Genomic DNA, 24,190 nt, shown 5'->3' on the forward strand with positions numbered 1-24,190 from the left:
AATTATATCCAAATTCACTCTTGCTTCACTTAAAAAATTATATAATTCTCGCATAAAAACAAAGGAGAGAAAATGAAAAAGAAAATTGCTACTTTATTAACAGTTTTAGGTCTTTCAGGTGCTGTTTATGCAGATGGAATTTATGGTGTAATTGTAGATGTAAATGATGGTGCAAAAACGATTTTAATCGACACAACTTATGGTCAAAAAATGAATATCAAAATTCTACCAAATACAGAAATTGATATGGATGATTGTGGTATTTTTGGTATGGACAAATATGGTACTTTTAGAGATTTAAAAGTAGGTACTTTTATAGAGGCTGAAGTATTCCATGGATATGCTCAAACTATGCCAAATCCACAAACACCAAATCAAGTGCAAAACATAACTGCCAAAGAGATTAAAATTGAATGCAAAAAAAGAGCTTATTAAGTAAAATAACTCCTAAAAAGGAGTTATTTTAATGCGTTTTTTTCTTATACTAATTTGTATTAATACTTTTGCATTTGCTTATAAAGTTCAAGGCATCTTAAAAAACACCACCGTACACACAATAAGTATTCAAACAAGCTTTGATAATAATCTAATCATTACGATTTTACCCCAAACACACATTGAAGTTTATAGTTGTGGAATTTTTGGAAGCAACAAAAAACAAGCTAATACACAAGATCTAAAAAAAGGAAGTCTTGTTAAGGTTAAAGGCGGTAAAAATGGAAGCATTATCATTGCTGAAAAAATCATAGTTGAATGCGATGAGCAAAGAAGAGCTTATTAAGCCAAAAGCTCTTCTTTTTGTTCTTTGGAAATTTTTTCAATATAAAGACTTTGCGAAGGGAATGCAAAACTTAGTTTGTTTCTTTCTACAATTTTCATCAACTCAAGTAAAATACTTTGTCTTGCCTCTCTAAAACCACCTGCATCTACTGCTTTAGTGTAAAAATACACTTCTATATCAATAGAACTTGCACTAAATCCACTTACTGCAACGTAGGTGTTATTTTTATACCCTTCTAGATCATTTACTGAAACTAAATTTTGTCTATATCTAGCACGTGTTCCGCCATGATTTAGTGCACTATCATCAACTTGAGCTATCAAAGGACTTGTTGCTAGTAAATACCTTATGTCTTCTACACATTGCTCAAGTTGCTCAGGTGTTGCATCATAGGTTACACCAATAAACAACTTCACATGACGTCCAATTTTTCTTTTGCTCCAATTTTTGATATTTGTTCCCATGATAGTTGAATTCGGTAAAAACACCAATGAATTATCAAAAGTTCTAATAGTAGTTTTTCTAAGTCCAATCTCAACGATAGTTCCTTCTATACCTGAAATTTCCACCCAATCGCCTTGATTAAAACTATTATCAAAAAGCAAAAGCACAGAAGCAAAGAAATTTGCTATGATGTCCTTAGCTGCCAACGCCACAGCCAAACCACCTATACCCAAAGAAGCAATCAAAGCAGAAATATTAAAACCCAAATGCGATAAAACAAATAAAACAGCTATCACTATAATGATAAAATATAAAATTTTAATGATTAAATTGACTACTTCACGCTTGCCACTTTTTTCAGCAAGTTTTGCCACTATCACCATACCATAGCTATCAAAGATATTTATTACAAGCCAAGCTGTTAAGATAACATAAGCAATAGATAAAATGTTGCTAACTCTTATATCAACAGGCGCAGGATAATAAAGAATAGTAAAACAAATTCCAATAGCATAAGCAAACAAAAACCAACCCACCGGTCCTTGGAGTTTTTCTAGAAAATGAGTTTTTATCTCCATATTAGCTGAATTTTTTCCAAACAAACGTATGAGTATAAAATACAAAATCTTTGCTAGATAAAATTTCAAAGAATAAAAAAAGACAATTACAACAATAGAAATAACTATTTTCCCAACATTTATGCTACTAATAGAAGTTTGCTCATTAATATAATTAATCGCATTTTGCAAACCCAAACCTATAAATAAAAAATTAGTTTCAAGCAAACTAGCATTGTTTCTTAGATAAACTAAAATTTCATTATAAGATTTAATAGTATTTCTTAAATTGTTTTCATTGACTTCTAAAGTTCTAAGCTGATTAACATCATTAATTTTTTCTTTATCTAAAGTAAAACTAAACACCATATCTTCTTTAAGCGCATCAATGCTTTTATCAATAATACTTCTTATAACATGACTTTGCGCTCCTTCGATAAAAACTTTCTCTAATTCAAAAATACACAAGTAAAAATGTTCAGCAGAGGTTAAATTTAAAAGTTTGATTTTGTTATCCACATAATCATAGTATCTTTTTTTAATTTGAGCATTTTCTACGCTTTTTTGCAAAGCATTTTTAGTTTGCAAAAAATCTTTTGCTTCTTTATCATCAATTTCTTGAGATACTATTTTTAAAGGCAAAGTAGTTAAAATTGTAGCCTTTTGTTTTTCTATTTCTTTTATATTATCTTGAAATTCACTGCTGTTTGTATCGCTATTTCTAAAACTTTCCAAAAGTAAGTTAAGCTCTATGTAATTTTGCACTAGAGCAAAAATACTATTTTTATTTTCTAAAGTATTTTTTTCTTGTGCATATGAATTAATAAATAAAAAAAATAAAACAATAAAAAAAAATTTTTTCATGATTTTTTTACCCTCTCTTGAATTAAAACGAAATTTTCAAAATTAAAATCGTATTCGTAAATTTCGCCTGTTTCTATGATGTAATACCAAGCGTGAAGTTCAATTTCTTTTTTATTTAAAGCTTCTTCAACGCCTGGATAAGTTAACAAATTCTGTAAAGAATTGATCAAATTCATTTTTTCAGTCATCCAAGCACGCATAGCTATATCTTCGCCTGCTATTTTTAAAACCTTATGTTTTATAGGCTCAAGCAAAGTAAGCCATTTTTCTACATTAGGCATTGTTTTTAAATCACTCTCACTTGCGTATAAAGCTGCACAACCCCCACAATTGCTATGCCCACACACGATAATATTTTTAATATGTAATGAATTAAAAGCATATTCAATAGCAGAAGTAGTTGCCAAAAAATCATTCCCTACTCTATATGGTGGAACGATATTGCCTATATTTCTTACAACAAAAAGTTCCCCTGGACCTGTATTGGTGATTAAATTGGGTATAACCCTAGAATCTGCACAACCTATAAAAAGTGTATGAGGATTTTGCTTGTTTTTTAAACTTTCAAAAAGCTCCGCATGCTCTTTAAAATCCTCTTGCATGAATTTCAAAGCACCTTCGATCAAGTCTTTCAAGAAAAAGTCCTTTTTTGATTTTAATAAAACATTATACTAAATTATTTTTACTTAAAATAAATCCACAAATTTATTTTTTATTTTATTTTTATGCGCTTTTAATCTTTCGTTTATCTTTTTTTTGTAAATTTTAGTTTTAAAAATTATTGGAGGATTTTAATGGGCCTTTATGATAGAGATTATTCTAACTCTAAAACTCAAGAATTTGAAGGTTATGCTAGAAGTGATTTAAGCATTTTTATAAAACAAACTTATCAGCTTTTTGCTGCTTCACTCTTGGCTGCAACAGCCGGTGCTTATATAGGAATTTTTGCTCTAGCACATTTGTTTGCACAATCTCAAGCAACTTTTTGGATTTTATTCATTATAGAAATTGGATTGTTATTTGCGCTGCAATGGAAAAAAAGAGAAGCTCCGCTTAACTTAGTTTTACTTTTTGCTTTTACTTTTGTTTCAGGTCTTACTTTAACACCGCTTTTATATTCAGTTTTAGCCTTACCTGCTGGAGCTAGTATTATCGCGCAAGCTTTTGCTTTAACTACGGTAGCTTTTGGTGCTTTAAGTGTATTTGCTATGAATACAAAAAAAGACTTCACTATGATGGGAAAAATGCTTTTTGTAGCTCTAATCGTTATTGTGGTGGCTTCTTTAATTAACATCTTTTTCCAAAGCTCACTTTTAAGTTTAGCGATTTCTGGTATAGGTGCGATTTTATTTTCTTTTTACATTCTTTATGACACTCAAAACATCATTAGAGGAAACTACGAAACACCAATCGAAGGTGCTGTTGCACTTTATCTAGATTTTATCAACCTTTTTATTTCTCTTCTTAATATTTTAAGAAGCTTTAATAGTAGATAAAATTTTGCGAGATTTTTTCTCGCAAAATTTCTTTACCTCTTTCAAGTTTTTATCAAACTTTTTAAGTTAAAATACTCATTTTATTTTCAATAAGGAAAATTCATGACTACTCTTTTAATTATTTTACAATTTACAATAGTTGTAATCATTTGCATCGCTGTTTTATTACAAAAAAGTTCAAGTATAGGACTTGGGGCATATAGCGGAAGCAATGAAAGTTTGTTTGGAGCAAAAGGTCCTGCGGGATTTTTAGCCAAATTTACTTTTGTAATGGGTGTTTTACTTATTGCTAATACAATTGCTCTTAGCTATATGTATAATAATGCTAATTCTAACTCACTTGCTGAAAAAGCAGAACAAATTTTACCAAAAGCACCTGAAACAAACACAACTAACATTCCAGTTGCGCCAAGTGCCCCAATTAGCGAAAGTAATACTAGCAAATAAAAAGGATAAACCATGCTAAATGAAATTTATACCAAGCAAAAACAACAATCAGATAAAAGCTTAGAGGCCTTAAAAAAAGATTTTACCACTATAAGAACCGGTAAGGTAAATATCAATATACTTGATCATATCCACGTAGATTACTATGGCAGTGCAACCCCACTTAATCAAGTAGCAACCGTTTTAGCAACCGATGCTTCAACCATTAGTATTACTCCTTGGGAAAAATCTATGCTTAAAGCCATAGAAAGCACAATAGCTGCGGCAAACATCGGAGTAAATCCAAACAATGATGGTGAAAGTGTGAAATTATTCTTCCCTCCTATGACAAGAGAACAAAGAGAAGAAAATGCTAAAAATGCTAAAGCTATGGGAGAAAAAGCTAAAGTAGCGATTAGAAATATTAGAAAAGATGCAAATGATACAGTTAAAAAACTAGAAAAAGATAAAGCAATTTCAGAAGATGAAGCAAAAAAAGCTTATGATGAAGTTCAAAAGCAAACTGATAGCTACACAGCAAAAGTAGATGAATTAGTTAAAAATAAAGAAGCAGAACTTTTAAAGGTTTGATAATGAACTTAGAACAAATTTATAAAGATTGCGGGGCGTATTTACAAGGACATTTTTTGCTTAGCTCAGGCAAGCACTCTGAGTTTTACCTTCAAAGTGCTAAAGTTTTAGAAAATCCAAAACTTGCAGGTGAACTTTGCGATGAGCTTGCAAAAATAATTGCTAGTTTTAACATTGAATTCGATAGCATTTGTTCTCCTGCTTTGGGCGGAATTTTAGCAGGGTATGAGCTTGCTAGGGCTTGCAACAAGCGCTTTATCTTCACCGAACGCATAGAGGGAGTGATGAGTCTTAGACGCGGTTTTGAAGTAAAAAAAGGTGAAAAATTCATTGTTTGTGAAGACATCATCACAACAGGTGGATCTGCACTTGAAAGTGCAAAAATTATTGAAAGTTTAGGTGGAGAGGTAGTAGGTTTTGCAGCTTTAGCAAACCGTGGTTTTTGTGCAGTAAAAAATTTAAATAACCCAAGAAAAGAAAATGCAAAATTACCTGAAAATTTACCATTATTTGCATTAGGAAATTTCGAATTTGATATTTATGAAGCAAACGCTTGTCCACTTTGTGAAAAAGGCACTCAAGCTATCAAACCTGGTAGTCGTGGAAACTAATGAAAACTAAAGCAAAAATAGCCACTCGCTTTTTAAGATTTAAAGCCTTTTTGATTGATCTATTTTTGCTTTATGTGCCTATTTTGTACTTATTTTATTTTACTCTTGGCTCTAAAGAAGCCTTTTTAAATAATCAATTTATAATTTTTTTATGCTCTTTGATTTTTGGTATCTTACAAGCTTTATTTTTAACCAAAAAAGCTCAAAGCCCCGGTCTTAAAGCTTATGATTTATACTTAGTGGATCTTAAAAATGGCCACAAGCTTAATTTTTTTAGAATACTCTTGCGTTATATTTTTTTTGTTATAAGCTTTGGTTTTTTGATTGGCTTTTTGGTAAGTTTTTTAAGAAAAGATAGCTTAGCTTTGCATGATATTTTAAGTCAAAGTGCGGTTGTTACAAAGGTAGAAAAATGAATAGAAAAAGAATTTATAATCCAAAATCAAACGAAACTTTAAATGATAGAAAAGTTTTTAACGGTAATCCTCATGGGATTTTAAATTTCACCAAAGCAAAATACACTTGGGCTTTAAAACTTTGGGATTTAATGGAAGCAAATACCTGGTTTCCCAAAGAAGTGGATACAACCAAAGATGCATTAGATTATCGCTGTAATCTCACAAGTGCTGAAAAAAGAATGTATGATTTAGTTTGGTCTCAACTCATCTCAATGGATAGTTTTCAAACAAATAATCTTGCTGATAATATCAACCCATATATCACAGCACCTGAAATTAACGCAGTTTTAGCAAGACAAGCTTATGAAGAGGCAAATCACTCTAAGTCTTATGCTGTTATGGTAGAGGCTATTTGCGAAAACACAGACTTAATCTATGAGATGGAAAAGCACGATGAGACTTTAAGAGAAAAGAATGATTTTATTTCGAGTATCTATGAAGAATTAGCTGGTGAAGTAGATGATAATAAGCTCTTACTCGCCATGGTGGCAAATCAAATTTTAGAAGGGGTGTATTTTTATAGTGGCTTCACTGCTATTTATGCCCTTGCACGTGCAGGAAAAATGCTAGGTTCAGCACAAATGATACGTTTTATACAAAGAGATGAGATTACGCATTTGTTATTATTCCAAAACATGATTAATTCTGTTCGTAAAGAAAGATCTGATTTATTTAACGATACCAATCTAAGTAAAATCTATGATATGTTTGAGAAAGCAGGCGAGCTTGAAATCAAATGGGGAAAATATATTACTCAAAATCAAATTATGGGTTTTACAGATGATATCATAGAAGAGTATATTCATTATCTTGTTGATCAAAGGCTTACTGCTATTAATTTAGATAAAATTTACAATGCTAAGCACCCGATTAAATGGGTTGATGATTTTTCTAAATTTAACGATCAAAAAAGCAATTTCTTTGAAAGTAAGGTTACAAACTACTCCAAAGGAAGCTTGAGTTTTGATGACTTTTAAGTCACAAAACTACCCGTTTTCTTACATTTTTTTAAATCAAATCTTTTTTCAATTTAATATTTTATTTTTATTTATTTTAATATCATAAAATCAGCAGTTTTTATTTTATTTATAAGGAGTAATTATGGAGTTTTTAGAACTTTTGTTAATCTTCATCGCCATAGTTCTCATGATAGTTAAACCTAAAAAAGAAAAACTTGCTTTTTCAATACTTATAATTTCATGGGCTATTATGGTATTTGACTATTTAGGTCGTAAATCAGGCGCAATTTTAGGCCTAATGAATCTATAAGGTGGCAAACATGTGTGATATTAACAAAACTAAATTCTTTTATTTTTTAATGTGTATGGCAGGCTTTTTAGTGATTTTAATGCCTGTTGGAACTGCAAATCTAATTTTTGGATATATGCTAGGGGATAGTCCTTGTACATCATGCTGGGGACAAAGAGAATCTATGATTTTTATCGGTGTAGCGGCTTTATTTATCGTTCGCTATGGTATAAAAGGTAAATTTTTAGCTTTTCTTTTAATCGCAACAGCATTTGGTTTATGGCAATCATTCAATCACATAAGCTGGCACGCACATCGTGATCTTGATCAAGGTTTTGGTTTACCTATTTTTGGTTTACATACTTATTTTTGGGCTGAAGTAGTATTTTGGGCTGTAGTTTTACTACTAGGTGTTATTTTTGCATTTGCACCAAAATTTGCTTCTTTTGAAAAAGAAATGGAAGGTGCTAGCTATAGAAAATTAACCAAATTTAATCTAGCTGCTATGGTTATTGTTGCATTTATTGTAGCTTCAAATATATTCCAAGCCTTTGTAAGCACTGGTCCTGTTCCATACAGCGGGCAAGGTGATCCTGTTCGTTTTAGCTTAAATCCAAAATATATCATTTGGTCTGACTCTGGCTGGAGCAAAAGTTGGAAAAGCTTCTCTGTACTTGGACCGCGTGATGTAAAAGATCCTGACTTTGCTTTTGCACCTGCAAGTGAAAAACTTGGCATCAAATTTGACAACAACACAAGCAATGCTCCATTTGTAAATATCGATGATACTTTAAAAATCACAAGCGAAACAAAAATCGATTTTCCAAAAGCAATCAATACACTTGATTACATTCATGGAGAATATGTTGCAAGTTCAAAATGGGAAGTATTTTTCTTAGATGATAACTTCAGTATTAAAACTGATTTTCTTTTAGATCCTTACTACTCAGCAACAATTAATCCTATCGTAAGTATCATTCCTTACTTAGATAACAAATACATCTTAATGGGTTCAAACAAAACTTTCTTAAGATTTGCACAAAATCCTAATGCAGATCATACGGTACAGTATGCTCATTTTATGAAGGGTGCGGATAAATTTGAAGGTACAGGAAAAGACCTAGGGCGCGGTAGAATTGACACAGTAAGAGCTAAATTCAACCACATCTTAAGTACAACAACAGATGGTAAATACATGTACACTGCTACAGTTCCTAACAACAAAGATGCAAAAACTTTTGTTATTTCAAAAATTTCTTTAGCAGATAGAGTTCTTTCGGCAGAATTTACTCCTAAAGCTGATTTAAAAGAAGGTAAAACTTTAGGTGATCTTTACATCACTTCAATGGCTTGCAAAGATGGCAAAATTTATGCTCTAAGCAAAAAACACAATGTAATTGCAGTAATTGACTTAGCTAAAGAAGCGATCGTAGAAGCTATTGCGTATCCAGAAAGCATTACTAATGCAAGAAGTTTATTCTTCAAAGATAACAAAATGCATATCTTATCTTATCAAGATGGAGCAAACATCCTTTATACACTTGATTAATCTTAAGGCGTTTTACGCCTTAAGAATTTAAAGCTAGATAAATAAAACTTAAGATAAAATAACACTTTTTATCAAGGAGTGCTTATTGATTCATATATTTGAACAAAAACAATGCCAAACCATGGCAGAAGAAATTCGTAAAAACACCTTTATCAATGAAGAATTATTCGAAGCTTTTTGTTCAACTCCTAGAGAAATTTTCTCACCTTTAAAAATGCATGCCTATAGACTTGATGCACTTCCTTTAATGGGCAATCAATGGATAAGCTCACCTTTAACCGTAGCCAAAATGACCATGGCACTTGATTTTAAAGATGCGGATAGTGTTTTAGAAATAGGCTGTGGTAGCGGGTATCAAGCTGCGATTTTGAGCAGGCTTATTAGAAGAGTTTTTACCATAGAGCGCATTGAAAAACTTGCAATTAGCGCTATAGAAAAATTTAAAAAACTTAATTATTCTAATATTCATGTTAAATTTGATGATGGTCAAAATGGTTGGAAAAATTATGCACCTTATGATAGAATTTTACTCTCAGCTTATATAGAGCATATTCCAAATGTATTATTTAATCAACTTGAAAACAATGGAATTTTAGTAGCTCCTTTACTCATAGGAAATCAACAATTTATCACTAAATTTACCAAAAAAGATAATGAGATTAGCAAAGAAGTTTTAGATGAATGTCTTTTTGTACCCATTAAAGACGGTAAAGAATAATCCTACTAATTTTAGGATAAATATTTAATTTTAATATAATTATAATTATTATTAAATATAAGCTTTTTATAGGGGATGTTTTTTATAATTATATAAAAAAAGGAAATATTATGAGTTTTAAAAAAATACTTTTTGGTTCATTTATTACTAGTATGCTTTTTGCCTATGAGCAAATGCCACAAAATATCTCACATGGAAATTTTATAGATAAAGAAAAATGGAAAAATTTAGATAAAAACTGGATTTATTGCGAAAGTGGGTTAAATCAAGATTTTATCAATATAAACAGTAAAAAAGCTGCAAACAAAAATAATTCTTTAGAATTTAACTATTCAAATGATTCTTTTGGCTTAATAAATGATGGTTATACTATAAAAATGCATTTTGCAAGCAATGGAAGCCATATCGTGCTAAATAATACAGCTTATAATTTATCCCATTTTCACTTTCACGCTCCATCAAAGATTTCTATTGATAAAAAATCTTATCCTTTAGAAATTCATTTTAGCCATGTAAGTCAAAAAGGTGATATAGCAGTGGTTGTGCTGTTTTTACAAGAAGGTACGGAAAATCCTTTTATTAAAAAAATCATCCGTGCTTTTCCCAAAAAAGAAGGCGATAAGCTTTATGTTCAAGGCTTAAGTGCTAATGAGTTATTACCAAATAACTTTCAATCTTTTTATATCTTTAAAAACAAACTCAACAAGCCTTGTAATCAAAAAATCACTTGGATAGTTTTAAAAGATGTAAGCTATACCTCTAAAGAGCAAATCCAAACTATACAAAATTTAATGGGAAAAAATGAGAATTTAAAAACACAAGAAATTAATAATTTAGAACAAAATGATTAAGCAAGGTCTGCTTAATCATTTATAAAAGCTTGAATTTTTTCCAAATTAGCTCTAAAAAGCTTAAAATTTAATTCGCTAGAAATTTTTAAATCCGCAAAAAAAGGATTTCTCAAACTAGCTATAAGCAAATAATCGCCTTTTTTTAGTACTCTTTGCGTAGAGAATTCTTTTTCTTTTACCTTATCAAAGATATTTTCACTTGATTGGATACCTTCTTTTAATTTCTTACTATAAAGCAAAATTCCACAAAAGAAATTCCCAAATTCATCTTTAAATTTTACATCATAAAAACTAAAATCATCAAAAACAAAAGAATTTTGCGAATGATAGGTTTTTAAAGAAAAATCAAAAGCAATTTTTTCAAAATCTTTTTGATCAAAACCTTGTTTATTAAATTTGGCATTATTTTGTTTTAAAAATTCCTCGCACATTTTAAACACAAGTTCATTGCGTCCCCATATGAGCTTTCTTCCTAAAATTCTAAAAAACAAAACTCCTACTAAAACAGCAAAAAACAAAGCCATGATCACATCTTTACTAAATTGAAAAGTAAGAAAAAATACAACCAAAGCTTCAGCAAATGCTAAAATTTGCAAAGCTTTGTATCTTTTATTTAAAGCTTGTCTTATGACTTCAAAATCCATTAAGACTTAGCCTTTTCCATTCTTTTTCTTTGAGTAGGATCAAGATATCTTTTTCTAACTCTAATATTTTGCGGAGTAACCTCTACAAGCTCATCTTCTTCTATCCATTCTAACGCTCTTTCAAGGCTTAATTTTCTTGGTGGCACAAGTTTAATCGCATCATCACTACCGCTTGCTCTAACATTAGTTAAATTTTTACCTTTAATAGGATTAACATCTAAGTCATTTGGACGAGAGTGCTCACCTATAATCATACCCGTATATACTTTTGTTTGAGGATCGATAAACAACACCCCTCTATCTTGTAAGTTAAACAAAGAATACCCCAAAGCAACACCATTTTCCATAGAGATTAACGCACCATTATTTCTTTTTTCAACTGCTCCACTAAATGGACGAAACTCTAAAAAGCTATGGTTCATCACACCTTCGCCTTTAGTATCTGTTAAAAATTGCGATCTAAATCCTATAAGCCCGCGCGCAGGAATTTCAAACTCAAGTCTAGTTTGACCATCTCCTGTTGGAGTCATGGTTTTCATTTCAGCTTTTCTTTTACCTAGTTTTTCAATCACCACTCCAGTAAAATCATCAGGCACATCAATCACTAAGTGTTCAAATGGTTCAGTTTTTACCCCATCTTCCACTTTAACGATAACTTCTGGTCTTCCCATACAAAATTCAAAGCCCTCTCTACGCATATTTTCCGCTAAAATGGTTATTTGAAGTTCACCTCTTCCGCTTACTTTAAATTTACCCTCGCCTGTACTTTCATATTTCATAGCGATATTTGTTTTCATTTCTGCATCTAAACGCTCTGCGATTTTATTTGAAGTTACGTGTTTACCTTCAGTACCCGCTAAAGGACCATCGTTTACTGAAAATACTATACTTAAAGTTGGTTCTTCTATGTGTAAAGGATCAAGTGGCATAGGGTTGTTTGGATCCACCACGCTATCTCCTACATCTAAAGCTTCAAAACCTGCAATCGCAACGATATCGCCTGTTCCTGCTTCATCAATATCCATTTTTTCTAGTCCCATAAAACCAATAAGTTTTGAAATTCTTCCATTGATTTTAGAACCATCTGCCTTAGCTAGCATAACATTTTGATTTTTCTTTACTTTACCGTTAAAAATTCTTGCAATCCCTATCTTACCAACGAAATTATCATAACCTAGAGTAAAAACTTGAAGTTGTAAAGGATTTTCATCGCTACCACTTGGAGCAGGCACGCGCTCAAGTATAGTCTTAAACAATGGCTCCATATTTACACTTTCATCTTCAAGTGCAAGTTTTGCATAACCATTTTTAGCAGCTGCATAAACTACTGCAAAATCAAGTTGTTCATCATTTGCTTCTAGGGCTACAAAAAGATCAAAAATTTCATTAATTACTTTTTCAGCATCCGCGGCTGGTTTGTCGATTTTATTGATAACAACGATAGGTTTAAGTCCTAAAGACAAAGCTTTTTTTACCACAAATTTAGTTTGCGGCATAACCCCTTCTTGTGCATCAACTAAAAGCAAAACTCCATCAACCATTTTTAAAACACGCTCAACTTCTCCACCAAAATCAGCATGCCCTGGAGTATCTATGATGTTTATCTTGGTACCTTTGTAATTGATAGCAGTATTTTTAGAAAGTATAGTAATGCCTCTTTCTTTTTCTATATCATTGCTATCCATTACACGCTCTGCTATTTGCTCGCGCTCACTAAAAGTTCCTGATTGTTTTAAAAGCTCATCTACCATTGTTGTTTTACCATGATCAACGTGAGCTATAACAGCTATATTTCTAATATTATCCAAGTTTTTCTCCAAAGTCTTAAATTAAAATCTAATATTATATAAAAAAATTGCTTAAAAATTAAGATTAAAAATTTGGAACGCTTGTTGCTTTTGTCTGGATAACAATTATTTTTAAGGAGAAAAATATGTCAAACTTAAACACTCAAATTTTTAATGCTAACTTAGAAAAACAAGGAACTTCAGTTTTAAATAGCAAGTATTTTATGGAACTTTTAAACTATCTAGAAGTAGTAAATTCAAATGAAGAAAAAGAACTAAACTATGCAAAACTTTCAGGAAAAATGAGTGAAATTTTAGATGATACTCATAATGAAAATGCTATCTTAAATGCTAAAAATATAGAAGAATTATTAGTAATCTTTAAAAATTTTAATCTTTCTCATGAAAATTTAAAACTTGATTGTGCAACACAATTACAAAATTTATTTCCAAACTTAGCAAAAAATAATTTTTTAGTAGGTTAATAAATGTCTAATATCCAAGCCAGTGATGCTTTAAATTTACTAAGCATCACTCCACAAAATGAAAACACAAGTAAAGATAGCGCTAACCCCCAAAGTGATGGGGAAGAATTTTTAAATTCTTTATTACAAGCCATCAATGAAAAAGATGAAAGCTTGCCAAAGGATTTTAAAGCACCTCAAAAAGACAATAATAGTGAAAAAAATTTAAAAGAAACTACTAGCGATAAAACTTCACTAGATGAAAAAGATGCTTTAAAACTTTTCGATGGTGCAAATTTTATGCAAATACTTTCTTTATTGGAAGTTTTACAAAGTGATAGCAAGGATATTAAACTCAACAAGCTAGCCAAGGACAACACGGCTATATTGAATCTTGAAAAAAATTTACACCAATTAAAAAATATCAAAAATATCAATGAACTTTTAAGTATCGCAAAAGAGTTAGGTTTAAATATAAAAAATATTAAACTAGAACAGATCAAAGAACTAAAAGAAGCTTTTCCTAATCTTGACAAAAAAGGTTTTTTTGAAAACTCAAAACACAACAATACTCATATTTTTCAAGATTTAATCAACCAAAAAATGTCAAAATTACTCAAAGAAGAACCAAGCTCTAGCAAGAATATAAAAAGCAAAGAAAGCGAAGGGGTTTCTTTGCTTTCTTCTGCTTTAAAAAATATAGAACTTCCAAAAAAGGATGTGAAAGTACAAACAAAAGAAAATATTCAAAATATAGATTTTAAAGAAAAGTTTATAGAAAAAATTCAAGATAATAAAGAAATAAAAGACATAAAAAATATTAATAAAAATGATAAATTAAATGATATTGAGCTTATCAATCTAGCCCAAAATTCAAACTTAAAAAAAGAAATTAAAGATAAAGAAAAAATAGATTTTAAAGAAATATTAAAAAACGAAAAATTAATTACCGGTGAAGATAGTTTTAGTAAAAAAATAAGTTCTGTTTTAGAAAATTCAAAAGATTTAAAAGCCGAACTAACCAATACAAAAAATATCCAAAATTTACAAAATCAAAACCAAGATTTAAAGATTAATTTAGAAAATTTATTAAATCTTCAAGAAAAACAATTAAAAATAGAAAAAAATACTCAAAATACAGATAGCTTTGGTGATATTTTTAAAAATACCAAAGAGCTTGTAAAAGATGATAGTGATCATAATGAAGAAAATTTAAATTCCTATATAAAAGAGATGAATAGAGTTTCTAATAATTTTGTGAAAAATCAAAATATTCCTATGAAAGAAACTTTCAATGATTTTGCACAAGAATTTAAAGAAAAACTAGAAAGCTATAAAGCACCTATAACCAGATTTAATATAACTTTAAATCCTCATAATTTAGGTGAAGTTGAGGTAACTTTGATTCAAAGAGGTTCAAATTTAAATATTCACTTTAACTCAAATCAAAGTACTCTAAATCTTTTTATACAACATCAAGCAGAATTTAAAAATGCTTTAGTAAATATGGGATTTACAAATTTAGAAATGAATTTTAGCGATCAAGAAAGAAAAGAACAAAACCAACAACAAAAAAACAAACAAAAAAACAATCATCAAAAAAATAAAGTGAATTTTGAAAAAGAAATTCAAGGAAAACCTAATTTAGAAATCGTTTTAGCAAAGTATTTCTAAGTGGAATATTTTTTGCTTAATGATTAAAAATTATAAAAAAGGATTTTTATGTCAAATATCAACACACAAAACCTTCAAAATAATTTAAATACAAACACAAGAAATATTGCAAAAACTGGAGATGATTCTCATATAGAACAAGGTAATGATGGTATAGTTAGCAATCCTAAAGCAGAGCTTGATAAAGACGCGTTTTTAAAACTTCTTTTAATAGAACTTCAACACCAAGATCCAACAGATCCTATGGATACAGAAAAGATGCTTACTCAGACTGCACAGCTTTCAGCACTTGAAATGCAAGATAATACAAACAAAACCATGACTCAACTTGTCAGCGCTATGACAAAACTACAAAATTCTATTGCAGCAAGTACTGGTATGAGTGCCTTGGCTGCTGTTGGAAAACTTGCAACAGTTAGAGATAATTATCTTATAGTTGCAGATGATGATATACAATTTCAAATTAATATGTATCTTCCAAAAGAACCTCAAAAAGGAAATAAAACAAATATTGATATTGAAGATTTTGAACTTAGTAAAAATGGTGAAGATAAGCTTGATATTAAAGGCAAGGTAGATAAGGAAATTGCAAGTTCTGGTGATACTATATATATAAAATTGAAAGACGATAAAGGTCAAGAAGAGACAGTTCAGGCTGTTGTTGGAGAAGACCAAACATTTAAAATTTTAGCACATACACCAAGTGTTGATATCAAAACAGCAAAAATTGATTCGGCTTATAAATCAGATAGTTCTCCAGTTACTTTTACTATTTATAATGAAGCTGGAGATCCTGTTAGAACTATGAGTGTTAAAGATATGACAGCAGGAATGAAACAAATAGTATGGGACAGAACAGATGATAGTGGAAATCCTGTGCCATCTGGAAAATACTATGTTAGAGCAAACTATATAGCAGAGGGCGGTGAAACAGTTAATTCAACTTATGGTGCATATCCTATAACCGGTGTTAAATTTGAAGAAGGTGAAGCCTTGGTTGGAATGGGCGGTAGCTGGGTTAGATGGGAAGATATTAGAGAAATTACAGGATAAGATATGTTTACAGCATTTTACAATGGAGTTAATGGGGTAAAAGCACAGAGTTATAGTATAGACAATACTGCTCATAATATTTCCAATGTTAATACCGTAGGTTTTAAATATTCTGAGGTCGGGTTCAAAGATGTATTTTATAACACTATAACAACGCAATCTTACAACAATGGCCAAAGTGGATATGGCAGCGTAGCTGGTGCAACTAATGATATTTTTGAACAAGGTCCTATTGTATCAACTGACAATGAATTTGATGTTGCAATTACAGGAAAAGGTTTTTTTGGTGTAAGCAATGGCAATGGAGTATACTATACTAGAAATGGTGCTTTTAAACCCGATGCTAATGGAAACTTGGTAGATTCAAATGGAAACTATGTACTTGGAACAATGAATCCATCACTAAAAGAAATTCAATTAAGTGAAAGAGTTTCTGGTATGTTTGGTCAAACACTTGGACAAAAAGTCACTACAGCTTGGACTGGAACCCCTGAACAAAATTTTCAAATGGGTGGAGTTAATACACAAGGTCCTATTTCAGTGCCTAAAAACCTTTACCTACCACCTCAACCTACACAAAATATCACTTGGCATGGAAATTTAGATACTAGCACTAAAACTGAAGCTGTTAATATAAGCGTAGATACTTCTAAATTTGAATTTAGCAAAAACGAAGATGGTAGTGTAAATATTTTAGGTAATATAAAAGATGAAAAAATTTATGGTCTAAAGCCTAATGATACGATATATTTTAAAATCACTGATGAAAAAGGTGCAAGTCAAACTCTACAAGCTACATTGGATGAAAATTTATCGTTTAATATCAATAATCAAAAGCTTGATAAAATCGACTTAGAAACAGCTAAATTAGAATCATCTCATTTAAGCATAGAAAAAGAAGTGGCAGATAGCACTGAACTTTCTGCAAAACTCATAAATCCAGATGGATCAGTTAGCTGGGTAAAAATAACTCTTGATAGAGTTTTACCACAAAATGGAACCGACTTAGAGTACAAGGCTCAAGCGCAAATTTATGACAATAATGGCAACAAAATAGGCGGCACAAGCAACGGGTTAATCACTTTTAACGAATCAGGTGCATTAGTATCAAACACTCTTACTTCTATAGATAATAATGGCATCAAGGTTAATATTGACCTTGGTTCTTACTATGATCCTAATATACCTAATTCAGGCTATGATGGTTTGCATGCTTTAAAAAATAAACAGCCTTCAGTTCACACTCAAATCGATGGAAAAGGCGAAGGGTTTCTAAATAATTATTCTATCAATACAGATGGAACAGTTGTTGCAACCTTTACCAATGGAGATCAAGTAGCCATAGCAAAACTTGCCTTGTATAATTTTACAAATGAACAAGGTTTAGAAAAACTAGGAGAAAACCTATATGGCCAAACAGGAAATAGCGGAAATCCTACTTTTTTAACCGATGCAAATGGAAATTTCAGTACAGCTACTTTCGAAGGCGGTAAGCTAGAACAATCAAATGTAGATTTATCTGTAGCATTTGCCAATCTAATCACCTTGCAAAAAGCTTATGATTCAAGTAGTAAAAGCATTACAACTGCTGATCAAATGATACAAAAAGCAATCAACATGAAACGCTAAAATTAGTATTTCATGTTATTTTACCCTTTTTTGATTTGTTCAATAATATATTTTATCTCTTGCTCAAAAAATTCATAAACTCTAAGCTGTATTAATGACTCTTCTTCATTTTTGTCGATCAGACGTTCAAGTCTATGAAAATTTACCTTTTTAACATATCTTGGATTTTTCTTTAAAAGCATAGCAATATTTTTCAACAGCGAATCTAAGTTCAACTCATTTTTTAGTATTTTTTCTACATATTCTTTAGAAGTTTGCACTAAAATCGCTTGCCTGCTTTTATCATCAGGATAAATCTCACTTGCAATGTCAGCTAAAATTTGCCAACTTTCCTGTTTGATGTTTTTCTTTGCTACGATAATTGCTGCAAAAGTTTTGGCTCTAAATTCTAAAGACAAATGACTAGGTACAAAAAATTCTCTAAATTTAGATAAAAAGTTTGCAAATATACTCAACATACTCCACCTCAATGTTTTTTAAGATATTTTAAGATATTATTTCAATTGCCTTCTCTTAGACCTGTGCAATGCTATTTTTAAGCACCGCTTCAGGGTGGGAACACAGCAGAGCACTTAAACTTAGTGTGTGCCGCAGTAATCTGGGAGAGGGTTTTAAAGTTTAAAATACCCTTTAATATCTTCACAAATTCTAAAGAAATTTACCCCATTAATGTTTGGATTTGTTTTAAAATACTCATACATTCCTATAAAACCACTTTCAAGCTCTTTAGACTTTACTCCATAACTAATCGACAATGCCGCCTCTATAAAAGCTGCTAATTTATCACAATATTTCAAAGCTTTTCCATCAATAGCCTTAAAACGGTCTTCATTCACTGCATCTAAACTACCGCTATAAACACTTGGTTTATTATTAAAAATACGGTTTTCAAATTCATTTTTTACAAAAGCGCTTTCTTCATTTTGCCCTTCTCTAATACCAAGTATATAACTAAATTCTTCTCTAAAAGATAGCGGTATAAAAGGTAAAATTTTCTCATTAATAAGTTTCATTTCATACTCATTGATGATTTCATTTAAACCATCTATACCATATTTTACTGGAGAGATGATGTCTCTGGTTAAGCTTTCAGGCAAATCATGAAACAACGCACAATAAAAATTGCTTTCTATTCTACCATCACATGCTTTTACTTCTAAAGAATAAAAATAAGACAAAATGGCCACCACAAGCATATGCCCTAAAACCGCAGTTTCTGGAATCCTTGGAGTTTGTGCCCATCTTTTTTGAAAACGCAAACGTCCGCTTAGATCAATGATTTTTGAAATTTTTTGATTCAGTGCAATTTTTCTAGCTCCAATTAATTCATAATAATCTTCTAATTCTTCTTCCACCTTAGCCTTAATATCATCAATATCACTTAAAAATGAGCTAGTTTGATAAACTATATTAAACTCCCATCTTGTCGCAAAATACGAAGCAGCTTTTAAAACCAATCTTTCTTTTGTATAATCTTTACCTTGTAAAAAAAGCTCATAGCGTTTTAAAAACTCACCATTTTCTATATCTTGAATCATCGGTGCAATTTTACTTAACACCCAAGCACTTACTTGGTCATTTTTTGCACGCGTTATCTCATGATACACATCAGGGCGTATGTCTGTCACTACAACCCTACTTAAAAACTCAAAAATTCCTGCTTCTATGATAAAGCGCATATTAACATCTTTTTCCATTTTAGCAATAAAATATGCGATGATGAATTTATGCGCTTGCTTATCAAGTTCAACTAAATTGGTCATTCTGGGATAATCATTCCATCTTGATATAGAAGCAGCTTTGAAAATATGTTCTATCAATTCTACACTAATCATTTATTTCCTTTTTTGTTATGATTTTACTTTATTTTATAATCTTTAGCAAATTTTATTTTGATATTATGATTTGATATTTTATTGTAAAATATTTTTAAACTTATCATCAACATAAATACAAGGCTACTGTGAACAATTTTGAGGAATATTTGGATTTAATAAATAACACAAAATGGGGATTTATAGACAAAAATGGGGATTTTGTAATAAAACCGCAATTTGACTATATTGGTAATTTTAAAAAAGGACTTGCAATAGTCGGATATGGTATAAATTTATTTGATTGTAATGCAGAAAAATATGGTTTTATAAAAGAAAATGGAAAAATTTTAATAGATATACAATTTGATGAAGTTGGAGATTTTAAAGAAGGGCTTGCTAGAGTTAAACTGAATGAAAAATGGGGGTTTATAGATAAAAATGGGGATTTTGTAATAAAACCACAATTTGATGAAGTTGGAGATTTTATCGATGGAATATCATGGTTTAAATATGAATGGGATTACACAAACCATAAATATGGCTTTTTAGATAAAAAAGGAAATTTCACAATAGAGCCATTTTTTGATGATATTGGGTATTTTACAAAAGATACAATGCTTGTGCTTTCAGATAGCAAATGGGGAGTTGTAGATAAGAATAATGGTAATTTTATAATAGAGCCACAATTTGACAATATAGAGTGGTTTTGCGAGGACTTTTTTCAAATAAAACTAAACGGTGAATGGGGACTTATAAATAGCCTTGGAGAGATTTTAATAAAACCTAAATTTAACGATGTTAGATTCTTTAAAGAAGAGTTTGCTGGAGTAGAAATTGATGGAAAATGGGGATTTATAGACAAAAATGGGGATTTTATAATAAAACCACAATTTGATGAAGTTGGAGATTTTGAAGAAGGATATGCGAAAGTTGCGATAAAAATTAATAAACAATCTTAAAAAAAATTTAATTTTTATAAATTTTATGTTATTTTAATTAGAACTTGTGTTTTAATGAGCATTAATTAATATCGCAAATTATTTAAACCGCAAAACACACATTCTAAAACACTACTTTAAGAAAGTTTATATTATAAAAATTTAAATATGAGATTAAAATTATAATTTTTACAATAAAAATTTATCTTTTATAGCATTCTACCCAACTAAAACACAACTCTCAATTTAACAAATAAATACAGTTGTCTAAATTTCAATTTTGGAACAAAATAAACAATATACAAAATATTTTTTTCTTATATAAAGAAAAAATATTATTGATCATTATTTTAACTAAAAAGCTCTTTTGTTTTATAGAGTGTATATCCTTCATAATAATAGCTTGCGTCAATCCCTCTTGCAAAAATATTAAAACTATGAATATCATCACTCAAAGCATTTTGAAGTAAAATTTTTATCTCTACATCTTTAATAGGACTTCTTTGCATAGCCATTATATAATCATCTTTATCAATCAAACTCCAATCAATCACTTTTTTCAACTCTTTTTTAAGTATTAAATCAAGCCAAATTCTCATACTTCTGCCATTTCCTTCTCTAAAAGGATGAGCTACATTCATTTCTACATATTTTTCTACAATTTGTTCAAAGCAAGATTGCTCCATGAGTTCTATTTTTTTAATTGCCTCATGTAAATAAACAGCAGGAGCAAATCTAAAATTTCCTTTTGAAATATTTACCTCTCTTATTTTTCCTGCAAAATCATAAATATCTTCAAATAATTTTTGATGAATTGCCCTTAAGCTTTCAAAACTTCCTGCTTTTAATGTATCTAAAAAACCACTTTCAAATAAAGCTTTCGCTTTTAGTTTACTTATTCTTTCTTCTTCTTTGGCCAATTTTAGTTGATTTTTTATACCAAGTTTATTTGTAAGTATCATTTTAAACCTTTAAAGTTTATATTCTATAAGATATTTAATATAAACTTGATTAAAATTATGATTTAAAACTCTTTTGTTTCGCTTAATTTAAGATAAATTTCATCATTTTTACCAAGCTCTTTGTGATGATAAATGCTAAAAATACATCCTTCTAAATTCACGCTTAGCTCATAAAAATCTCCATAAAACACGCATTCTAAAATACTAGCTTTTAAAGGGGTTTGTGCTGTTGAAATTTGTATGTCATTAGGGCGTAAAATACCATTTTTACTTTGCAAATACTCTTTGAATTTCTCATCTAAAATTGTATTTGGATCTATAAAAAATGCCTCGCCCAAAAAGCAAGCACTATCTATATTTTTAGGCTTATAAAAAAGCTCTTTAGCACTTCCATAGTCTAAAATTTTCCCATCCTTAATCAAGGCTATATTATCAGATAAATAAAACGCATCGTCTTTATCATGTGTAACAAAAATAGCACTAAGCTTATGTTCTTTTAAGATATTTTTAATTTCTTTGCGCATTTTAACACTTAAAGTGTGATTTAAATTTGAAAAAGGCTCATCAAAAAGTATGATTTTTGGTCTTGCAACTATGGTTCTTGCTAGTGCCACCCTTTGAGCTTGTCCACCACTTAGTTCATTTGGATAGCGTTTTAAAAGTGTATTTAAATTTAAAATTTCTAAAACCTCATCTAGTCTTTGTTTTTGCTCATTTTTACTTAAAGAGCTTATACCAAAACATATATTTTCTTCTACATTTAAGTGCGGAAATAAAGCATAATCTTGAAACAAAACCCCCACATCACGATCTTGCGGGATCAAATAAACATTTTTAGAGGCAACTAGTTTATTTGCTATATAAATACTACCATCATTAATTTCAAAAAATCCAGCTATACAACCAAGTAAAGAGCTTTTACCACAACCACTCTCACCTAAAACACTGACAATCTCGCCTTCTTTTAAGCTCAAAGAAATTCCCTTTAAAACATCTGTTTTTCCAAAAGATTTATAAAGATTATCAATTTTTAAGACTTCCATTATTGTCCTTTTTGGTTGTTTTTGTTTTGCAAATAATGCATTAAAAATGTAGGGATAATCCCAAATAATACTATAATCAAAGATGGCAAAGAAACATTATAAATCAACTCATTTTCACTATAAGCAAACACAAGCGATGAAAGAGTTTGAAAACCTGAAGGTGAAAGTATAGTCGAAATAGGCAATTCTTTTAAAATATCTACACAAATGATCACCGCAGCTAAAGCCAAATAATGTTTCATTAAAGGAAAGTGAATTTGAGTGAAAATTTTAAATGGTTTTGATTTTAAGGTTAAATTAGCATAGTCGATATTTTTTGAAATTCGCTCGTAGCCTGATTGTGTTGCAAAAATTCCAGAAGCCAAAAATCTCACAAAATATCCAAAAAACAATACCATAAAGCCTCCGCCTATAGCATATTCAAATGATAAAAGATCAAAAATATAATTTAGCACACCCAAAATCACCAAAATTCCCACAGCAACAACAGCTCCAGGTAAAGAATATCCCAAAGTTGTCATCCAAAGAACAAACCTAGATGCTTTTGTATTGTTTAAACGCACCACAAAACACAAGTAAAACGCCACTCCCACAATAGCAAAAGAACTCACCAAAGCCACGCTAAGGCTATAGAATGCAGGTGTTAAAACATTGCTTAAATTTTGCATAAAATTAAAACCCGCCCAATAAACAAGCCATATTATAGGTACAATGAAAGCTAAAAATGCTACCAAAAAACACCACAAAAAGGCTAAAAATGCTCTCATGCCTTTAAGCTCATCTTTTGGGGTGGGCAAAAATATATTTTGATTAAAACCTTTTTTGCCTCTTTGAATTTTTTCTAAAAGCATTAAAAGTGCAATAAACACAAGTAAAGTTACACTTAAAGCCACGGCACTGACTTCATCACCACCGCTTCCCCAAGTTCTAAAAATTCCTGCGCTAAAAGTGTCTACACCAAAATAAGCCACCAAACCATAATCACTTAAAACTTCCATAGCCACCAAAAGCAAAGCACCCACTATACCCACACGGCAAAACGGCAAAATCACTTTAAAGAAAGTTTTTAAATTAGATGCCTTAAGTGTTTTAGCACTTAAAATGATATTTCCAAGTCCATAAGCAAAAGTATTTTTGGCAAAAAAATACACATAAGGATAAAGCGCAAAGGATAAAATCACAACCGCACCATAAGCATTCATTATATCTATACGCCTATCAACGCCTAAAAAAGTAGGTATTAAGCCTTGAAATTCAAACAAATCAATCCAAACAAAACCCATTACATAAGAAGGTATAGCTAAAGGTAAGATTAAAAGCCATTCAAAAAATTTCGAGCCAAAAAATTTATAAAAAGCTATCAAATAAGCACTGATTAAACCGATAACCAAACAAAGAACTAAAGTGCCAAATAAAATCCAAGCACTACCAAAAACATAACGCGGTAAGACATTTTTGCTTAAATGTTTTAAGGTGTGAACATCTATAAAAGGTAAATGTAAGATAATAGCAAGTATAGGCAATATAATCAAAATACAGAAAAAAAAGGTGGCAAAAGACCACCTTAGACTTAAAAATTTCAAGT

Annotated in this window: 26 protein-coding genes and 1 other RNA gene; 18 read left to right on the forward strand and 9 right to left on the reverse strand. The window is 30.3% G+C overall.

Annotation, left to right across the window (positions count from 1 at the left end; all coding sequences use genetic code 11):
* The first annotated feature begins 72 nt into the window (after positions 1-72).
* Together CSUB8523_RS09060 and CSUB8523_RS09065 are read left to right on the forward strand one after the other, a co-directional pair.
* Entirely contained in the window at positions 73-435 is a 363-nt protein-coding gene (locus CSUB8523_RS09060) for a hypothetical protein (protein ID WP_043020279.1), read from the forward strand.
* A 31-nt stretch (positions 436-466) separates the two neighbouring features.
* Complete coding sequence (locus tag CSUB8523_RS09065) at positions 467-781, forward strand: hypothetical protein (protein WP_043020280.1); 315 nt, start codon at positions 467-469, stop codon at positions 779-781.
* Here CSUB8523_RS09065 and CSUB8523_RS09070 read toward each other — a convergent pair.
* Positions 778-2,646 (reverse strand): mechanosensitive ion channel family protein, encoded by a 1,869-nt coding sequence (locus CSUB8523_RS09070; protein ID WP_043020281.1) that lies wholly within the window; start codon positions 2,644-2,646, stop codon positions 778-780. The genes CSUB8523_RS09065 and CSUB8523_RS09070 overlap by 4 nt on opposite strands.
* Complete coding sequence (locus CSUB8523_RS09075; RefSeq protein ID WP_039664666.1) at positions 2,643-3,281, reverse strand: carbonic anhydrase beta; 639 nt, start codon at positions 3,279-3,281, stop codon at positions 2,643-2,645. Before CSUB8523_RS09075 ends, CSUB8523_RS09070 begins: the two co-directional genes overlap by 4 nt.
* 159 nt (positions 3,282-3,440) lie before the next feature.
* Here CSUB8523_RS09075 and CSUB8523_RS09080 point away from each other — a divergent pair, with 159 nt between their 5' ends.
* From CSUB8523_RS09080 to CSUB8523_RS09125, 10 genes are all read left to right on the forward strand, one after another.
* Positions 3,441-4,142: a Bax inhibitor-1/YccA family protein gene (locus tag CSUB8523_RS09080; RefSeq protein WP_039664667.1), complete on the forward strand. Its 702-nt coding sequence runs from the start codon at positions 3,441-3,443 to the stop codon at positions 4,140-4,142.
* A 102-nt stretch (positions 4,143-4,244) separates the two neighbouring features.
* Positions 4,245-4,589 (forward strand): preprotein translocase subunit SecG, encoded by a 345-nt coding sequence (gene secG / locus CSUB8523_RS09085; protein ID WP_039664668.1) that lies wholly within the window; start codon positions 4,245-4,247, stop codon positions 4,587-4,589.
* 12 nt (positions 4,590-4,601) lie between these two features.
* Positions 4,602-5,159: a ribosome recycling factor gene (gene frr, locus CSUB8523_RS09090; protein WP_039664669.1), complete on the forward strand. Its 558-nt coding sequence runs from the start codon at positions 4,602-4,604 to the stop codon at positions 5,157-5,159.
* 2 nt (positions 5,160-5,161) lie between these two features.
* The gene (gene pyrE / locus CSUB8523_RS09095; protein ID WP_039664670.1) at positions 5,162-5,770 is read left to right on the forward strand and encodes an orotate phosphoribosyltransferase; all 609 of its coding nucleotides are present in this window, start codon (positions 5,162-5,164) and stop codon (positions 5,768-5,770) included.
* The gene (locus tag CSUB8523_RS09100; RefSeq protein WP_039664671.1) at positions 5,770-6,186 is read left to right on the forward strand and encodes an RDD family protein; all 417 of its coding nucleotides are present in this window, start codon (positions 5,770-5,772) and stop codon (positions 6,184-6,186) included. The genes pyrE and CSUB8523_RS09100 overlap by 1 nt, the downstream gene beginning before the upstream one ends.
* The gene (locus tag CSUB8523_RS09105; RefSeq protein WP_039664672.1) at positions 6,183-7,205 is read left to right on the forward strand and encodes an aerobic ribonucleoside-diphosphate reductase Ia, B2 protein subunit NrdB; all 1,023 of its coding nucleotides are present in this window, start codon (positions 6,183-6,185) and stop codon (positions 7,203-7,205) included. Before CSUB8523_RS09100 ends, CSUB8523_RS09105 begins: the two co-directional genes overlap by 4 nt.
* Positions 7,206-7,329: 124 nt before the next feature.
* The gene (dba, locus tag CSUB8523_RS09110) at positions 7,330-7,497 is read left to right on the forward strand and encodes a disulfide bond formation protein Dba (protein ID WP_039664673.1); all 168 of its coding nucleotides are present in this window, start codon (positions 7,330-7,332) and stop codon (positions 7,495-7,497) included.
* 10 nt (positions 7,498-7,507) lie between these two features.
* Positions 7,508-9,025: a disulfide bond formation protein DsbI gene (gene dsbI / locus CSUB8523_RS09115; RefSeq protein ID WP_043020282.1), complete on the forward strand. Its 1,518-nt coding sequence runs from the start codon at positions 7,508-7,510 to the stop codon at positions 9,023-9,025.
* 88 nt (positions 9,026-9,113) lie between these two features.
* Entirely contained in the window at positions 9,114-9,743 is a 630-nt protein-coding gene (locus CSUB8523_RS09120) for a protein-L-isoaspartate(D-aspartate) O-methyltransferase (RefSeq protein WP_039664874.1), read from the forward strand.
* A 110-nt stretch (positions 9,744-9,853) separates the two neighbouring features.
* A complete protein-coding gene (locus CSUB8523_RS09125; RefSeq protein WP_039664675.1) occupies positions 9,854-10,594 on the forward strand; it encodes a carbonic anhydrase alpha in 741 nt (246 codons plus the stop codon).
* Between the two features lie 11 nt (positions 10,595-10,605).
* Here CSUB8523_RS09125 and CSUB8523_RS09130 read toward each other — a convergent pair whose 3' ends face one another.
* Both CSUB8523_RS09130 and typA read right to left on the reverse strand, forming a co-directional pair.
* Complete coding sequence (locus tag CSUB8523_RS09130; RefSeq protein ID WP_043020283.1) at positions 10,606-11,238, reverse strand: hypothetical protein; 633 nt, start codon at positions 11,236-11,238, stop codon at positions 10,606-10,608.
* On the reverse strand, positions 11,238-13,046 hold the full coding sequence (gene typA, locus CSUB8523_RS09135) for a translational GTPase TypA (protein WP_043020284.1): 1,809 nt from the start codon (positions 13,044-13,046) through the stop codon (positions 11,238-11,240). Before typA ends, CSUB8523_RS09130 begins: the two co-directional genes overlap by 1 nt.
* A 125-nt stretch (positions 13,047-13,171) precedes the next feature.
* On the opposite strand from typA, the gene CSUB8523_RS09140 reads away from it, so the two are divergent.
* The 4 genes from CSUB8523_RS09140 to CSUB8523_RS09155 are packed head-to-tail and all read left to right on the forward strand — an operon-like array spanning position 13,172 to position 17,845.
* Positions 13,172-13,510, forward strand: a complete 339-nt coding sequence (locus tag CSUB8523_RS09140; protein WP_039664678.1) for a hypothetical protein — start codon at positions 13,172-13,174, stop codon at positions 13,508-13,510.
* A gap of 3 nt (positions 13,511-13,513) precedes the next feature.
* Positions 13,514-15,163 carry a flagellar hook-length control protein FliK gene (fliK, locus tag CSUB8523_RS09145; protein ID WP_052243698.1) on the forward strand — a complete coding sequence of 550 codons (1,650 nt, stop codon included), beginning with the start codon at positions 13,514-13,516 and terminating at the stop codon, positions 15,161-15,163.
* A 48-nt stretch (positions 15,164-15,211) separates the two neighbouring features.
* The gene (locus CSUB8523_RS10090; protein ID WP_052243020.1) at positions 15,212-16,216 is read left to right on the forward strand and encodes a flagellar hook assembly protein FlgD; all 1,005 of its coding nucleotides are present in this window, start codon (positions 15,212-15,214) and stop codon (positions 16,214-16,216) included.
* 3 nt (positions 16,217-16,219) lie between these two features.
* Positions 16,220-17,845, forward strand: a complete 1,626-nt coding sequence (locus CSUB8523_RS09155; RefSeq protein ID WP_039664679.1) for a flagellar hook protein FlgE — start codon at positions 16,220-16,222, stop codon at positions 17,843-17,845.
* 20 nt (positions 17,846-17,865) lie between these two features.
* Here CSUB8523_RS09155 and CSUB8523_RS09160 read toward each other — a convergent pair whose 3' ends face one another.
* Positions 17,866-18,303 carry a hypothetical protein gene (locus tag CSUB8523_RS09160; RefSeq protein ID WP_039664680.1) on the reverse strand — a complete coding sequence of 146 codons (438 nt, stop codon included), beginning with the start codon at positions 18,301-18,303 and terminating at the stop codon, positions 17,866-17,868.
* Positions 18,304-18,355: 52 nt separating this feature from the next.
* Here CSUB8523_RS09160 and ffs point away from each other — a divergent pair.
* Positions 18,356-18,453: signal recognition particle sRNA small type (ffs, locus tag CSUB8523_RS09690), an RNA gene on the forward strand.
* A 3-nt stretch (positions 18,454-18,456) separates the two neighbouring features.
* Here ffs and CSUB8523_RS09165 read toward each other — a convergent pair.
* Positions 18,457-19,680, reverse strand: coding sequence for an HD domain-containing protein (locus CSUB8523_RS09165; RefSeq protein ID WP_039664681.1), 1,224 nt, complete (start codon positions 19,678-19,680; stop codon positions 18,457-18,459).
* Positions 19,681-19,829: 149 nt separating this feature from the next.
* Between CSUB8523_RS09165 and CSUB8523_RS09170 the strand changes: the two genes are divergently transcribed.
* A complete protein-coding gene (locus CSUB8523_RS09170) occupies positions 19,830-20,621 on the forward strand; it encodes a WG repeat-containing protein (RefSeq protein WP_152822332.1) in 792 nt (263 codons plus the stop codon).
* A 329-nt stretch (positions 20,622-20,950) separates the two neighbouring features.
* On the opposite strand, the gene fic is transcribed toward CSUB8523_RS09170, so the two are convergent.
* From fic to CSUB8523_RS09185, 3 genes are all read right to left on the reverse strand, one after another.
* Entirely contained in the window at positions 20,951-21,562 is a 612-nt protein-coding gene (gene fic / locus CSUB8523_RS09175) for a protein adenylyltransferase Fic (RefSeq protein WP_043020285.1), read from the reverse strand.
* A gap of 62 nt (positions 21,563-21,624) precedes the next feature.
* Complete coding sequence (locus tag CSUB8523_RS09180) at positions 21,625-22,605, reverse strand: ABC transporter ATP-binding protein (protein WP_039664683.1); 981 nt, start codon at positions 22,603-22,605, stop codon at positions 21,625-21,627.
* On the reverse strand, positions 22,605-24,188 hold the full coding sequence (locus CSUB8523_RS09185) for an ABC transporter permease (protein WP_052243700.1): 1,584 nt from the start codon (positions 24,186-24,188) through the stop codon (positions 22,605-22,607). Before CSUB8523_RS09185 ends, CSUB8523_RS09180 begins: the two co-directional genes overlap by 1 nt.
* Between the last annotated feature and the right edge of the window lie 2 nt (positions 24,189-24,190).

Origin of the sequence: Campylobacter subantarcticus LMG 24377 (assembly GCF_000816305.1) — a bacterium.
GTDB lineage: Bacteria > Campylobacterota > Campylobacteria > Campylobacterales > Campylobacteraceae > Campylobacter_D > Campylobacter_D subantarcticus.

Bases quoted from the DNA above. Each gene is read 5' to 3' on its own strand.
- secG (WP_039664668.1), top strand. From the start codon at position 4,245: ATGACTACTCTTTTAATTATTTTACAATTTACAATAGTTGTAATCATT.
- fliK (WP_052243698.1), top strand. From the start codon at position 13,514: ATGTCTAATATCCAAGCCAGTGATGCTTTAAATTTACTAAGCATCACT.
- fic (WP_043020285.1), bottom strand. From the start codon at position 21,562: ATGATACTTACAAATAAACTTGGTATAAAAAATCAACTAAAATTGGCC.
- CSUB8523_RS09125 (WP_039664675.1), top strand. From the start codon at position 9,854: ATGAGTTTTAAAAAAATACTTTTTGGTTCATTTATTACTAGTATGCTT.
- frr (WP_039664669.1), top strand. From the start codon at position 4,602: ATGCTAAATGAAATTTATACCAAGCAAAAACAACAATCAGATAAAAGC.
- CSUB8523_RS09130 (WP_043020283.1), bottom strand. From the start codon at position 11,238: ATGGATTTTGAAGTCATAAGACAAGCTTTAAATAAAAGATACAAAGCT.
- CSUB8523_RS09155 (WP_039664679.1), top strand. From the start codon at position 16,220: ATGTTTACAGCATTTTACAATGGAGTTAATGGGGTAAAAGCACAGAGT.
- dba (WP_039664673.1), top strand. From the start codon at position 7,330: ATGGAGTTTTTAGAACTTTTGTTAATCTTCATCGCCATAGTTCTCATG.
- CSUB8523_RS09140 (WP_039664678.1), top strand. From the start codon at position 13,172: ATGTCAAACTTAAACACTCAAATTTTTAATGCTAACTTAGAAAAACAA.
- CSUB8523_RS09165 (WP_039664681.1), bottom strand. From the start codon at position 19,680: ATGATTAGTGTAGAATTGATAGAACATATTTTCAAAGCTGCTTCTATA.
- CSUB8523_RS09160 (WP_039664680.1), bottom strand. From the start codon at position 18,303: ATGTTGAGTATATTTGCAAACTTTTTATCTAAATTTAGAGAATTTTTT.
- CSUB8523_RS09100 (WP_039664671.1), top strand. From the start codon at position 5,770: ATGAAAACTAAAGCAAAAATAGCCACTCGCTTTTTAAGATTTAAAGCC.
- CSUB8523_RS09105 (WP_039664672.1), top strand. From the start codon at position 6,183: ATGAATAGAAAAAGAATTTATAATCCAAAATCAAACGAAACTTTAAAT.
- CSUB8523_RS09180 (WP_039664683.1), bottom strand. From the start codon at position 22,605: ATGGAAGTCTTAAAAATTGATAATCTTTATAAATCTTTTGGAAAAACA.
- CSUB8523_RS09080 (WP_039664667.1), top strand. From the start codon at position 3,441: ATGGGCCTTTATGATAGAGATTATTCTAACTCTAAAACTCAAGAATTT.
- CSUB8523_RS10090 (WP_052243020.1), top strand. From the start codon at position 15,212: ATGTCAAATATCAACACACAAAACCTTCAAAATAATTTAAATACAAAC.
- CSUB8523_RS09065 (WP_043020280.1), top strand. From the start codon at position 467: ATGCGTTTTTTTCTTATACTAATTTGTATTAATACTTTTGCATTTGCT.
- pyrE (WP_039664670.1), top strand. From the start codon at position 5,162: ATGAACTTAGAACAAATTTATAAAGATTGCGGGGCGTATTTACAAGGA.
- CSUB8523_RS09070 (WP_043020281.1), bottom strand. From the start codon at position 2,646: ATGAAAAAATTTTTTTTTATTGTTTTATTTTTTTTATTTATTAATTCA.
- CSUB8523_RS09060 (WP_043020279.1), top strand. From the start codon at position 73: ATGAAAAAGAAAATTGCTACTTTATTAACAGTTTTAGGTCTTTCAGGT.
- dsbI (WP_043020282.1), top strand. From the start codon at position 7,508: ATGTGTGATATTAACAAAACTAAATTCTTTTATTTTTTAATGTGTATG.